Below are 12,513 nucleotides of genomic sequence, written 5' to 3'. Positions count from 1 at the left end.
GCACCGCTAGTTTGTCCTCATCTCCCCCCTGATCATATCCGCCGCCTTCTCCCCGATCATGATGGTCGGCGCGTTGGTGTTGCCGCCGATCAGCGTCGGCATGATCGAGGCGTCGACGACGCGCAAGCCCTCGATGCCGTGCACCTTCAGCTTCGGATCGACCACCGACATCGCATCGGTGCCCATCTTGCAGGTGCCGACGGGGTGATAGACGGTGTCGACGCGATTGCGCAGGATGGCGCGGATGTCGTCGTCCGTTCTCACATCCGACGTGAACATGTCCTTCTTCTGCAACGCGCGCAGCGCAGGCGTCTCCATCAGCCGCCGCGTGGTCTTGAAGCCCGCGACCATCGACTCGAGATCTTCCGCCTCGCCCAGAAAGTTCGGATCGATCATGGGTGCAGCGAGCGGATCGGCGCTTTTCAGCCATACGCTGCCGCGGCTCTTCGGTCTGAGCAGGCAGACATGGCACGAGAAGCCCGCCTCTTTGTGCTTCTTGCGGCCGTGGTCGTCGAGCACCGCGATGACGAAGTGCAGCTGGATGTCTGGCACCGCGAGGTCGGGCCTGGTCTTCAGGAAGCCGCCGCATTCGGCGAAATTGGTGGTCATCAGGCCGCGTCGCTCGCGGCGGTACCGCTGGATGGCGCGGAGCAGGGATGGCAACCGGCCGAGCGATGAATGAACGAAGTGCGGATAGTCGGAGGCGTAGACGAACACGAAATCTGGATGGTCCTGCAGATTGCGCCCGACGCCCGGCAAATGATGCACGGCGCCAATGCCGTGCGCACGAAGCGCATCGCCATCGCCGACACCCGACAGCATCAGCAATTGCGGTGACTGGAAGGCGCCGCCGGCGAGGATCACCTCGCGGCGGGCGCGCAGCTGCTTGGTCTGCTTGCCCTGCACATATTCGATGCCGACCGCGCGCCCGCCTTCGAACAGGATTTTCGTGGCCTGCGCCCCCGTCTCGACGCACAGGTTCGCGCGCTTGTCCATGTGGGGATGCAGATAGGCGCGTGCCGCGCTCCAGCGCTCGCCATGGTGCTGCGTCACCTGGTAGCTGCCGAGCCCTTCATGGTCCTCGCCGTTGAAGTCCTCGCGGATGCGAAACTGCGCCTCGCGCGCGGCCTGATGGAAGATGTCATGGATCGGATTCTCCGAGCGCAGTCTGTTGACATGCAGCGGACCGCCCTTGCCATGATACTCGCCGTCGAAATCGGAATTGTTCTCCGAGCGCTTGAAATAGGGCAGCACGTCGGCATACGACCAGCCGGCATTGCCGAGCGAGGCCCAGTGGTCGTAGTCGGCGCGATGGCCGCGGATATAGACCATGGCATTGATCGCCGAGGAGCCGCCGAGGCCTTTGCCGCGCGGTTGATAGCCGATGCGGCCGTTCAATCCCTTCTGCGGCACGGTATCGAAGGCCCAGTTGGCCGCCCTGTATGGCAAAGCGAGCCCGAATGGCGTGGTGATCCGCCAATTGTCGTTCCGTCCGCCGGCATCGAGCAGGGCCACGGACGTCGCCGCATCCTCCGACAGCCGCCCGGCCACCGCGCAGCCACCGGAGCCCGCGCCCACGACGACGAAGTCGAATGTGTCAGTCACTGATGTGTCCCCCTGCATTGTCATTCCGGGGGCGATGCGGAGCATCGAACCCGGAATCTCGAGGTTCCGGGTTCGCTTCGCGCCCCGGAACGACCGCCTCTACGACATGAACCGCATCAACTTCTCCAGCCGCGCGATCTTGCCGCCGTAGGGCGGGTAGAGGTCGGCGAGGCGGTTGAACTTGGAGCGATAAAATACCGGCTTCAGTTTGCTGAACGTGCGAAAACCCCATTCGCCGTGATAGGCGCCGGTGCCGGATGCGCCGACGCCGCCCATCGGCTGGTTGGCTTGCGCGAAGTGGAACAGGCAGTCGTTGACGGTGACGCCGCCGGAGATCGTGCGCGACAGCACCTCGTCGCGCGCGGTGCGATCCTTGCCGAACCAGTAGAGCGCGAGCGGCCGGTCGCGGGCGTTGACGAAAGCGATCGCCTCCGCCGGATCGCGATAGCCCAGCACCGGCAGAATGGGGCCGAAAATCTCATCCTGCATCGCCGCCATCGCCTCGGTCGCGCCGACGATCAGTGTCGGCGGGAATTTGCGGTGTGCTTTCCAGTTCGGGTCGTCCGCCTTCGCCGGTTGCAGGATCTTTGCGCCGCGCTGGGCGGCATCCGCGACGAGATTTTCCAGTCGCGCATAGTGCCGGTCGGAGATGACGGAGGTGTAGTCCTTGTTGGCCGGATCGGTGCCGAACATGCGTCGCATCTGCGCGCGCACTTTTTCGGCGAAGGCCTGCAACGAGCGCTCAGGCACCAGCAGATAGTCCGGCGCGATGCAGGTCTGCCCGGCATTGAGCAGCTTTCCGTAGGCGATGCGCTCGGCCGCCTCCTCGAGATCGGCGGAAGCGTCGATGATCGCCGGCGACTTGCCGCCAAGCTCGAGCGTTACGGGCGTGAGATTGCGCCCGGCGGCCTCCGCGACCAGCCGGCCGACCCGGGTCGAGCCGGTGAAGACGAGATGGTCGAACGGCAGGCTCGCAAAGGCTTTTGCGACGTCGTCGTCGACGCCTGTGACCAGCGCCTCGGTGGCATCGAACCGCGCGGCCATCGTCTCCTTCAGCAGCGCGGAAAAGTGTGGCGACAGCTCGCTCGGCTTGATGATGACCCGGTTGCCGGCGGCGATCGCGCCGATCGCTGGCGCAAGCGTCAGCTGGAGCGGATAATTCCAGGGCGCGATGATGCCGACGACGCCGAGCGGCTGCGGGATCAGCCGGTTGCGCGCGGGCAGGAATTGCAGCGCGGTGGCCACGCGCTGCGGCGCCATCCAGCTCTTCAGGTGCTTGGTCGCATGCCGGATCTCGGAGAACACCAGCATCGTCTCGGCGATGGTGGTCTCGACGGCCGAGCGGTGGCCGAAATCGGCCGAGATCGCCTGCCGGAAACGTTCCTCGTTGTCGGCGACCACAGTGCGCAGCCGCGCCAGCCGGTCGAGCCGCTCGGCCAGGTCGGGCGCCGGCTCGGCCCGCGCCCGCGCGACCATGGCCTCGAAGGCATCCTTCAGCGCCGGAAGTGGCGCGCTCGCCAAGGGGCGGTCCAAGGTATGGTCCATGGGTGGTCTCCCCTGAAAACGACGTTTGCCCCCGGTTTTGTTGCCGCAAGCTGGCCCTTTGTGGAACTTCTGGCAAGAGTGCGCCAAACGGGCCGGAAATCGGCCCAACTCGCTGTCATAAAGTCGAAAAAAACGTCCCCGCGGCCCTTTCCAAAGGCAGCCCGGGTTGGTACATACCCCTCGCACCCGAGGGGCTTTGCCCCGGGGTTGCCTTCCAAGGAAGCCTTTGGGACGGACGAAGCAAGCCACGCGAACAGCGCCGGCCACTTCATCCACCGTCCCCGGCATCTTGGCCAAGGCAAAGCGACGGTTTAACGCGGGGTGGAGCAGCCCGGTAGCTCGTCAGGCTCATAACCTGAAGGTCATAGGTTCAAATCCTATCCCCGCAACCACTGATACCGACACTCCCGTAGCCGAGGCTGCGGGAGTTTTGGTTTGTGCCGCCTTTTCCGCGTTACGCGCAGCAGTCCAGCTCAGGATTGTGCCCAAATCACCATGGAGGGTGGCGTCGATTTGGCCGCGCTTGGCACCCGGCCGGAGAACGATGCGTTCGATCAGACCACGAAGAGCCTGGGCGGCCTCGGCCCGGTCTTCAGGACGGTTCAAAGCCTCAGTGAGGTGGGCGACCTTCTTGGCGTAGACTTGCGAGGCGCTCGGGAGAATGTCCGGGGTATCGGCAGGAGCTTCGGCGAGCAGGGCAGAGAGCTCGGTTTTGCGAGCCTCCAGCGCATCCATCGCCGCGATCATCGACTGCTGGAACATGCCCTCCTTGATCGCTTCGACCATTCCATGGATTTGCTTTTCTACCTTCGCCAGTTCAGCGCGCCAAGCATCGCCGCGGGCTCGCCGGTCTCGGTTCAGCCGGTTCATCTCCTCAGCATAGGCGCGCATTGCTTCTGCGATGACGTTTGGCGCCAGCAACCGGTCCTTCAGCCCGCCCAATACGCGATGTTCGAGTTCGCTCCGCGCCAAGGTGCGGCCGTTCGAACAGGACCCGTTGCTGACATGTGCCGAGCAGACGAAGCGATCGGCTCCGCGCAGTGAACAGGGGCCATCGCATAAGCCGCAGAGGACAAGTCCCGAGAACAACGACTTTGGGCGACGAGCACTGTTAAGTCGTTTGTTCGAATGGTGCTCGCGGACAGCTACTGTCACATTGATAAATTTTTCGGCGATCTCACTTTGCTTGGCTTTCACCCGATCCCAGAGTTCATCCTCGATGATGCGAAGCTCTGGAACTTTGGTGACGATCCAGTCGGCCTCCGGATTGAGACGCGAGATGCGTTTCCCCGTCGAAGGATTCTTAATGTAATGCAGCCGATTCCAAACGAGGCGTCCCACGTAAAGCTCGTTATTGATGATCCCGGTGCCGCGCTTGACATGGCCCCGGATCGTCGTGTCATTCCACAGCTGGGTCTCAGGGCCGGCTATGCCTTCGGCGTTGAGCTTCACCGCGATCGCTCGCGGACTGATGCCAGCGGCGAAGTCCCGAAAGATGCGCCGGATTACGCCGGCCTGGGCCGGATCGATCTCTCGGTCTCCCCGGATACGATCTCCGCGCTCGTCGAGCCGTTTGATAACGCGGTATCCGTAGCAAAGCCCGCCACCTGACTTTCCACCCTCTACCCGACCTCGCAAACCACGGTGCGTCTTCGCAGCGAGGTCCTTCAGAAATAGAGCATTCATAGTCCCTTTTAGACCGACGTGAAGCTCGGTGATTTCCCCTTCGGCCAAGGTGACGATCGGAACCCCGGCAAAGCGCAGTTGCTTGAACAGGGTCGCCACGTCCGCTTGGTCGCGGCTGATGCGATCGAGCGCCTCAGCGAGCACGATATCGAACGCACGGCTCTGAGCATCCTGCAACAGGGCTTGGATGCCCGGACGAAGGATCATGCTCGCACCGGAAATTCCGGCATCCTTGTAAGAATTGACGATCGTCCACTTCTCACGCATCGCGCGTTCTCTGCAAATACGAAATTGGTCTTCGATCGAGGCGTCACGTTGATTGTCAGACGAGTATCGGGCATAGAGCGCAACTCGCGTCATTGACTTGTCCTTGCATTCCGCTTTGCGCCGGCACATGGCGCCGTGAAGCAAAAAATATCGAATGAACGCGGCATTTATATGCCGTGCACACCCGGATATGTGATGCAAGGAAAGGCTATCGCGGCGCTCTGGAGTGAACTAAAAGACGCTGCGCTGTGTGCGTCTTTGCTCATATCCCATTTGCTGGTACTCGAGAGCTCCATCTACACAATGGCGATGTGCGATGAGCGTCGGCTAAGCCGCGCCTAGATTGTGCTGGTTTCTTTCTCGGGCGAGGCACAAGCTGATCGACGATCTTTGATATCGTCACGGGCCATTTGTCGTCCGATAAGCCGGGCGAGGCGAAGGATTGAGTGCTCGGAAGGCTTCGCCTGATTGACTGCTTCCGCTATGGTCGGAAGCCTTGAATTTTCGACGCTCTTGATTTTCAACGCTGTGCCTCCGCTGGGCACAGTCAAAACAAAGCTTCCGTGGACTTGAAAGTACGCGAGGACGTCGAGGCGGTCTTCGGATACATCTTCGTATAAGTGGGCCGCTTCGAAGCCGAATCCGCCGGCCTCTTCATGTCAATTCGGACGGGACTCGCAAGGATCGCCTAACAAGCGGGTCAACCTCACCGACACCGCACGAAACCGCGAGACGTCCTGTCCTCGCAACATGCGGCTGAGAGAGGTCCGGCGACATCAGGTGTCCTAGCCCGTCATTGGGCGCGAGCGACCCCACCGCGCCACCAGAATTCACCATGTGCTTCCGGATGGCTCGTCAGGTCTTTGTCGCCGTCTTGGCAATCTCCGTCTCGACGCCGGTCGCGCAAGCCTTGGCGAATGAGTAATCCATGCTCGTGGACGCCACACTCTTCACGAATTCGCTGACGACGTTTTCCCTGGAGTAAGGGCCGGTCGCCTTGAACTTGGCGATAGCTCCATCCGCGGCTGTAAACTGAGCGACGCACAGCGGTACCAGAACCGACATCCTGCCACTGGTCTCCGCCGAGGCGCGCATGATTCTAGCGTTCTCCCCGGTGACCCAACCGCCCCAGGCAAATCCAATCGCCATGGTCGCCACCGCGCCGAAAGCGATTCCTTGAAGGAAGCGGGTCCGCGCCTCGCCTTGTAATATTGCAGGAAGTCTCATGATGGTTGGCCTTTCGTGAGCGCATGAGGACGTGCATCGGCGCTGCTGACGCACGTTGGTAAACCCAATTTTATGATTGCGCCTTCCGATGGCACGTGAGCTGCTACTACGACGATACGCGGCGACTTCGGAGGTCGCTGCTTTCTGGGCAGCTTCAAGGTGAGCATCCGCCAACCTCTAGCCGAACACTATATCCCTGGAGTGACCGTGTAAATGGAGTGACCGTGTAAATGACGATCCGCTCTGGCTCGACTGCAGATCCAGGCCGCGCGACGAGCCGCGGCCGCTTCCCCTAGTCAGACGAGCCGCTTTGCCAGAGCGTCACGGCTACGACGAGCCGAGTGTAATTGGCGTGTCTGAATTCCTCATCCCAACGGATAAGATCGTAAGCGATCTTGTGCGGCGTATAGGCACGGAAGTTGAAGCCAGCCGAGAGATGCCGCGCAGCGGCACCTTCCATGGCCTCCTTGGTGATCTCCGTCATACGGCGCCTTTTTTGCAAACCCGCCGAAAGACCTGCGCTGGACACCTGATCGTGTTCGGCGTCGTTGGCGCGGGGCGTTCGGACGCGCGATCGAGACTGAGTACCTTGAGCCACTGTAAGCACCCACGCTGCTAAACGTGCTTCCGCTCAAGGCCGGGCTCCTTGCTCGGGACCACGCTGCGCTTCCCGGTGGGGAATAGCCAGTGAAATCGGCGCCGCGCTCAAGGCAAGCGCTCACTGGAACCCTAAGCGGCCGGGTTGATTAGCTCAAGAGCGGAACGAATGGCCTGATGCGCCACCTCGCAGGCATGACTGTCTCCGCCTCTCAGTGTCGCGGCGGCGCGGTTGTCACACTCCAATTGAATGATGTCCAATATGTCTGGGTCGAAAGCGGTTCGTCAGAAGTCACCAGCGGCGACAGGTGAGCAAGGCCGGGTAGTTCGGCTAACGCTTGAGCTTCTCGATCAGGTTGACGCTTGGGCACTCAGCCAGAAGCGAAGGCCCAACCGATCAGAAGCGATACAGCTGCTGGTGAAGACGGCGCTGGACGGCCTGCGTGATCGGTCTATGCGCCAAGCTCCGAAGTCGAAGCGTGAGAGCTCTCGGATCCGGGCAAAGGAGCTGGCCTCTGACGCAATCGACGGGATGGGCGATGCGGATGCGACATCTGAAGACAGGGCAAGCCGGAAGGGGAAACTAATGAAGGGCCCCGAAGAATTTCGCAACGTGCGGCGGGACAGATCGAACAGTTGAGGCTGATCGTGTGACAGGACGACAGCCGTATCGATGTCCGAGTCGTCAGGCAAGCGACACACCGATTGGTGGGACTATATGTGATCCAATTTTCTGGAGCGCTCCATGAATCGGTATTTCCTTGACATCCAAAGTGGTCGCGATTTCTTTGCAGACGAGGAAGGTCTACCCCTTCCCAATCTGAAAGCCGCCGAAGTCAAAGCAATGCAAACCTTGACTGGAATCGCCAAGGAATCCGTCTTCCAAAGCAAGCGGCCGGATTTGGCAGTGGAAGTGCGCTCGAGCACCGAACAGCTGTTCTGCGTTTCGATAGTCCATCGGAACTCGAGCACCACGCATTGAAGCCGGTTCCCAAAGGCCAATAGAGTCCTGCTCGCTTGGATCCGCTACCGATCGATGCATAGGTGCGCCGGTCTTGCCGCGGCGTGAGTGTAGCGATCGCTTTCCGACACACCCACATCCGGCACGGCAAGGGCAAAACGACCGTTGTCCCGAAGGTTCGGCCAAAGTCGAGCGATTCTCCGAAAGTCGCGCGGTTCCTCGCAGGCGAAGTCAGTTGTGACAGCCGCGAAGCCAGTGACTATACTCTAGACTCGGCGCTTCGGAGTGCAGGCACGGCATTCGCGAGCGGAGGGCTTGTGCCTGCTCGATCGAGGGCTCGCGTCATCTACTTGGGGGGGCCGGCTTGAGCAATTCCACTGAGCGGCCAACGTACGAACGCCTGGCTGACTTCATTCGACAGAACCAGGCTCCGATCGTGAAGGAATGGACGGAGTTCGCTCGAACTCTATCACCGGCCAGCGACCGGATGACGAAGTTGGCTCTGGAAGATCATATCGTCGATCTTCTCGGGTTCGTGGCGGACGACCTCGAAACCGCACAAACTCCGCGGGAGCAATTTGATAAATCGCGAGGCGACGGCACGAATGATAGCGCCTTTTCTCAAAGCGCGGCTGAACTCCATGCCGCTCTGCGTCTGGCCGACGGCTTTGACATCGATCAGATGGTGTCGGAATACAGGGCGCTTCGCGCAAGCGTGGTCAAGCAATGGGTTGCCCACCATCGGAGCCTTGCGGACACCGATATCGAGGACTTGACGCGGTTCAACGAAGCGATCGATCAGGCCGTGACCGAGTCGGTTGCCCACTATACGAAGACGATAAACGACTCGCGCAACCTGTTTCTGGGCGTCCTCGGCCACGACCTGCGCAATCCTCTCGGTGCCGTTTCAATGGGCGCTCAGTGGATGGAGCGATCTGGGACAACCGACGCAAAGCAGGCCAGGGTAGTTTCCGAGATCAGGCTGGCGGCCGGGCGGGCGACACAAATTCTGAACGATCTGCTCGATCTCACCCGCTCGTCCTTCGGCACTCAAATCCCCGTCACAAAGACCAACAACGACGTTGCGGCTTTGTGTCAGGAAATCGCGGATGAGTTTCGCGCCGTCAACCCAGATCGGAAACTTGAGGTCACGAAGGAGGGCGATCCGTTGGTTTCCTGCGACCCCGCCCGCCTTGGACAGGTGCTGTCCAACCTGATGGGCAACGCAGTCCATTATGGCGACGCAGCGTCGCCCATCACGGTGACTGTCGCAGGTAACGATCCCGATGCTATGACCATCGAAGTGCACAATCTCGGAACCTCGATCCCGCTTGATGCGCAAAAATCAATCTTCCAATCCTGGACGCGAGGCCAGGAAGTCGGTGACCCGTCGGAGCACAGTACCCACCTTGGCCTTGGCCTCCACATCGCGAAATTGATCGTCGAAGCCCATGGCGGCGAGATCTCTGTGGTATCCAGCGAACAAACAGGCACGCGCTTTTCAATCCGACTGCCGCGCAAATGACCAGTCATGCTTCCTTATGGAAAGGGCTTGCGGCGTCGACGCGCTAACCTTGCGGCGATGATCGGGCAAGGCCGCTGGACGCACATTGCCGAGCGAGGCGAGTGCTGCGGTCATTCGGCGGAAGTCGTGGCGGCGCACGGCGAAACCTCTCGCTAACCGTTAGCCGCATTGGGTCCGCCAGAAAGACTGATCAGAAAAGAAGCGGCCATTCGGAACGCCGGCTGCTGCGATGGCTTAAAGGCGTGACTGCGGGATATCCCGGCCGGTGACGTCTCCTGCATTAGAAAGGACTAATATGCCAGAGCAAAGCTCTCCTCGTGGCAGTTGCGTCTTGGTCGTCGAGGATGAACCAATGCTCCTCTTGATGGCGAACGACCTCGTCGAGGATGCGGGACTGCATCCGCTGCTTGCCGGCAATGCCGATGAGGCCATCAGAATACTCGAAGCCCGACAGGATGTCTGCGTTGTCTTCACAGATGTCAGGATGCCTGGTTCGATGGACGGCGTTGGGCTCGCGGAAGCCGTTCGCGAAAGATGGCCACCGATCAGGCTCCTGATCGTCTCGGGCCATCTCGTCAAAGGTTCTGAGCTGCCCGATGGGGCAAGGTTCTTCCACAAGCCGTACCCGTCGGAGGCGATCATCTCGGCGCTCCGAGAGCTTGCTGCCTGACCGTGAAGAGCGTTGCTTGTCCGGCGCAACAGGTTGCTGAAGTGGCCTTTGGCGCCGCTATGATCAGTATTGACCAGCGCGTCGGACCGTAACTTGCTACTGTCATTGCATCACCGCGCGGCCCTCGGCATCTGTCGGTGACGAGAACGCTGTCGCGCTCCCGCCTTCCCTGGGAAAAGGAGCACGCTATGCAGCGACGCCGTCTCAAGCAGACCACCTCCTTTGAAGAACGCCTTGCCGAACACGGGCGAGTCCTTCGTCAAAAGGCAAAGTCGCTCCCGCCAGGTATCGAGCGGGAACACACAATCCGCAAAGCTGGGCAGGCGGAGACCGGGGCTCAAATCAGCGAATGGCTGTCCACACCCGGATTACCGGCTCCGGAATGAAGGAACGGGAGGGCATCCGGGACGTTCCGCCATATGACCGAGCACAGAAAGCAGCCTGATATTTGGCGGGATCCTGCTGGCGAGCCCTCGCGCTTGCGCACGATATTTGCCGTTCAGTCCCGGTCGTTCGCCTCTTCCTTGATCTCAGGGGGCGTGTGGCCAAGTTCAATTTTTTGAGCCAGTTGGGCACGCTCCTTGTCCGCCGGCTGGTCTTCTCCGCGTACGCGCATGATGCCGTGGCCTGATGGTTTGGTCATGGTGACCTCCTGCTGGACCAAGCCTAGCTTAGCCACAACGTTCCAAATAGGGGGATTGCCCCGACGCCGCGGGTGGGACGGTCGCGTCATCTGGTTGCTTCCGCAATTGGCCGTCGCCGTTATGACGACCTCGCTCTGAACCGTCGCCTCAGCCACTTCCACTTCAGCTCAATCCATCGCAACATGGCGAGGAGAGGCTTTTGCAGGACCGGCATGTCCTGCGCGATGAGAAGAAGCCCAAGGGGGAGCATCCAGAGACCGAAGAGGGGCAAGAAGCTGAAGACGCCCCCGAGAATTAATATCCCCGCGACAATGACACGGATCCAGAATTTGGATGGCTCTCGCAGCCAGCGAATGAAAGTCCCCACTTTCGTGGGCACTCGACGCTCGATCAATGCGAAGTATCTGTTCAGCCCCACTATGACGGAAGCCATGCCAATTCCGATTCGCGCGAGTGTTAAAGCACCGCATCACAAAAATGCTGCTTGGGGAGCCAAACCGACTGGGGGCGGAGTGTTCCTCCGTCCTGGTTGCGCACAGAGGAAAAGGCGGCGAGGTCGCTTGGACATGCAGACCCCAGTGAGGTGCTCTCAACTCGGTGCCCTTGCTTGAGGCGGGGGACGACACGTCACAGGCATCGAGAGATGCCCCATCAAACAAAAGCCGCCGGGCGTTACACCGAACGGCTTTTCTTCGCGGCTCCCAGTCTCCTGGTTCTGCCGCCAGATTCAAACCGTCTTCTCACCCTTTGTTCCCTTCGAGAGTGCGGCTGTCAGCAGATCGGCGGACGGCGCGTGTGCTTGACCCGTAAGGGGCCACTGCCAGCTCCCCTTGTGTTGCAGTAACGCGGGCTCTCCCTCACCACGGCCACTTGCGGAACGAACAAGCAATAGCCATATGGTAATTATCGAGTTTCGGCCGAACGACTTGGCCTCGCCGCTTTCAGCGCGCCTGACTGACGACCTCCCTCCAGATCTCGCTTAGCTTGCTGCGCGCTCGAGCGCGGCTCCGAACATCTATCCCAAAGGAAGATCACCCATGAATACGGGAACTGTGAAGTGGTTTAACGGCCAAAAAGGCTTCGGCTTCATTCAACCAGACCAAGGAAGCCAAGACGTCTTCGTTCATATCAGCGCGGTTGAACGCGCCGGCATGAGCGGTCTCGATGAAGGACAAAAGGTGTCCTTCGACGTCGTTGCTGACCGCCGGACCGGCAAGTCCGCAGCAGAGAATCTGCGCGTCGCGTAAGCGCGCATAGGATGCCATGCTGCTTTGACCACGGATGTACTGGCAGGGCCCCTGGCTTCGCAAACCCGCGACCGGTTTAACGGCCGCGGGGTTGTTTTTTAGAACGCAAAGAAGATGGCCCTTCGCGCTATGCCGGTTTCCTTCCGCGCTCGTCGCCGTCGGAAATCCAGCTTGAACGAAAAAGTGGCATTTTCCGCCGGCGTTCTCATATAAAATGAATGACAAACTGGCAAAAATCGACAACGCGGCGACGAAGGCTGAACTCCGTCAGATGCTGACAGATGCGGTTCGTAATACCGGAGCGGACTTGCGACCAAAGCCCGTCGTAAGACGTGAGGGCAATGGGCAGCGGCTTGCGCCGATTAGGCTTTGGATAGTCATCGTAGACCGATGGTTCTAAATTTCGGTTGGCGCAGCCAACTGTTTTTAGAGCTGGCCCCGGTTGTTTGGACAGCGCCCCGCTGGATTTAAGTGGATTCCTGCCGGGTTATGCTGAACGCGGGGCTTTACGGTTTTGTCGTTGCGTCGGGAGGGCGTAG

Annotated in this window: 11 protein-coding genes and 1 tRNA gene; 6 read left to right on the top strand and 6 right to left on the bottom strand. The window is 60.5% G+C overall.

Annotated features, from left to right (window positions below; genetic code table 11):
* Positions 1 to 6: 6 nt before the first annotated feature.
* A complete protein-coding gene (locus QJT78_RS24150) occupies positions 7 to 1,605 on the bottom strand; it encodes a choline dehydrogenase (protein WP_028149239.1) in 1,599 nt (532 codons plus the stop codon).
* A 99-nt stretch (positions 1,606 to 1,704) separates the two neighbouring features.
* Entirely contained in the window at positions 1,705 to 3,150 is a 1,446-nt protein-coding gene (locus QJT78_RS24145) for a coniferyl aldehyde dehydrogenase (protein WP_028149238.1), read from the bottom strand.
* A 315-nt stretch (positions 3,151 to 3,465) separates the two neighbouring features.
* On the opposite strand from QJT78_RS24145, the gene QJT78_RS24140 reads away from it, so the two are divergent.
* Positions 3,466 to 3,542: transfer RNA gene (locus QJT78_RS24140), tRNA-Met, on the top strand.
* Here the strand turns inward: QJT78_RS24140 and QJT78_RS24135 are convergent.
* From QJT78_RS24135 to QJT78_RS24125, 3 genes are all read right to left on the bottom strand, one after another.
* Complete coding sequence (locus QJT78_RS24135; RefSeq protein WP_080586655.1) at positions 3,499 to 5,196, bottom strand: recombinase family protein; 1,698 nt, start codon at positions 5,194 to 5,196, stop codon at positions 3,499 to 3,501. The genes QJT78_RS24140 and QJT78_RS24135 overlap by 44 nt on opposite strands.
* 762 nt (positions 5,197 to 5,958) lie before the next feature.
* Positions 5,959 to 6,330, bottom strand: coding sequence for a hypothetical protein (locus QJT78_RS24130; RefSeq protein ID WP_049810183.1), 372 nt, complete (start codon positions 6,328 to 6,330; stop codon positions 5,959 to 5,961).
* Positions 6,331 to 6,622: 292 nt separating this feature from the next.
* Positions 6,623 to 6,814 (bottom strand): hypothetical protein, encoded by a 192-nt coding sequence (locus QJT78_RS24125; RefSeq protein ID WP_028149236.1) that lies wholly within the window; start codon positions 6,812 to 6,814, stop codon positions 6,623 to 6,625.
* An 858-nt stretch (positions 6,815 to 7,672) separates the two neighbouring features.
* Here QJT78_RS24125 and QJT78_RS24120 point away from each other — a divergent pair.
* From QJT78_RS24120 to QJT78_RS24105, 4 genes are all read left to right on the top strand, one after another.
* A complete protein-coding gene (locus QJT78_RS24120) occupies positions 7,673 to 7,909 on the top strand; it encodes a hypothetical protein (RefSeq protein ID WP_028149234.1) in 237 nt (78 codons plus the stop codon).
* Positions 7,910 to 8,252: 343 nt separating this feature from the next.
* The gene (locus QJT78_RS24115) at positions 8,253 to 9,413 is read left to right on the top strand and encodes a sensor histidine kinase (RefSeq protein ID WP_028140621.1); all 1,161 of its coding nucleotides are present in this window, start codon (positions 8,253 to 8,255) and stop codon (positions 9,411 to 9,413) included.
* 295 nt (positions 9,414 to 9,708) lie between these two features.
* The gene (locus tag QJT78_RS24110; RefSeq protein WP_028149233.1) at positions 9,709 to 10,083 is read left to right on the top strand and encodes a response regulator; all 375 of its coding nucleotides are present in this window, start codon (positions 9,709 to 9,711) and stop codon (positions 10,081 to 10,083) included.
* 188 nt (positions 10,084 to 10,271) lie between these two features.
* Entirely contained in the window at positions 10,272 to 10,469 is a 198-nt protein-coding gene (locus tag QJT78_RS24105) for a hypothetical protein (RefSeq protein ID WP_080586656.1), read from the top strand.
* A gap of 113 nt (positions 10,470 to 10,582) precedes the next feature.
* Here the strand turns inward: QJT78_RS24105 and QJT78_RS24100 are convergent, their stop codons facing one another.
* The gene (locus QJT78_RS24100) at positions 10,583 to 10,726 is read right to left on the bottom strand and encodes a hypothetical protein (protein ID WP_240536492.1); all 144 of its coding nucleotides are present in this window, start codon (positions 10,724 to 10,726) and stop codon (positions 10,583 to 10,585) included.
* Positions 10,727 to 11,764: 1,038 nt separating this feature from the next.
* On the opposite strand from QJT78_RS24100, the gene QJT78_RS24090 reads away from it, so the two are divergent.
* Positions 11,765 to 11,974 (top strand): cold-shock protein, encoded by a 210-nt coding sequence (locus QJT78_RS24090; RefSeq protein ID WP_014493181.1) that lies wholly within the window; start codon positions 11,765 to 11,767, stop codon positions 11,972 to 11,974.
* The last annotated feature ends 539 nt before the right edge of the window (positions 11,975 to 12,513 follow it).

This window comes from Bradyrhizobium sp. Mp27 (genome assembly GCF_029953005.1).
In the GTDB taxonomy this organism is placed as follows: Bacteria; Pseudomonadota; Alphaproteobacteria; order Rhizobiales; family Xanthobacteraceae; genus Bradyrhizobium; species Bradyrhizobium barranii.
This window is presented reverse-complemented; position numbering and strand designations above follow the sequence as displayed.

Excerpts from the sequence above, each read along its gene's own strand:
- QJT78_RS24145 (WP_028149238.1), bottom strand. The coding sequence starts at position 3,150 with ATGGACCATACCTTGGACCGCCCCTTGGCGAGCGCGCCACTTCCGGCG.
- QJT78_RS24135 (WP_080586655.1), bottom strand. The coding sequence starts at position 5,196 with ATGACGCGAGTTGCGCTCTATGCCCGATACTCGTCTGACAATCAACGT.
- QJT78_RS24130 (WP_049810183.1), bottom strand. The coding sequence starts at position 6,330 with ATGAGACTTCCTGCAATATTACAAGGCGAGGCGCGGACCCGCTTCCTT.
- QJT78_RS24125 (WP_028149236.1), bottom strand. The coding sequence starts at position 6,814 with ATGACGGAGATCACCAAGGAGGCCATGGAAGGTGCCGCTGCGCGGCAT.
- QJT78_RS24120 (WP_028149234.1), top strand. The coding sequence starts at position 7,673 with ATGAATCGGTATTTCCTTGACATCCAAAGTGGTCGCGATTTCTTTGCA.
- QJT78_RS24110 (WP_028149233.1), top strand. The coding sequence starts at position 9,709 with ATGCCAGAGCAAAGCTCTCCTCGTGGCAGTTGCGTCTTGGTCGTCGAG.
- QJT78_RS24105 (WP_080586656.1), top strand. The coding sequence starts at position 10,272 with ATGCAGCGACGCCGTCTCAAGCAGACCACCTCCTTTGAAGAACGCCTT.
- QJT78_RS24100 (WP_240536492.1), bottom strand. The coding sequence starts at position 10,726 with ATGACCAAACCATCAGGCCACGGCATCATGCGCGTACGCGGAGAAGAC.
- QJT78_RS24090 (WP_014493181.1), top strand. The coding sequence starts at position 11,765 with ATGAATACGGGAACTGTGAAGTGGTTTAACGGCCAAAAAGGCTTCGGC.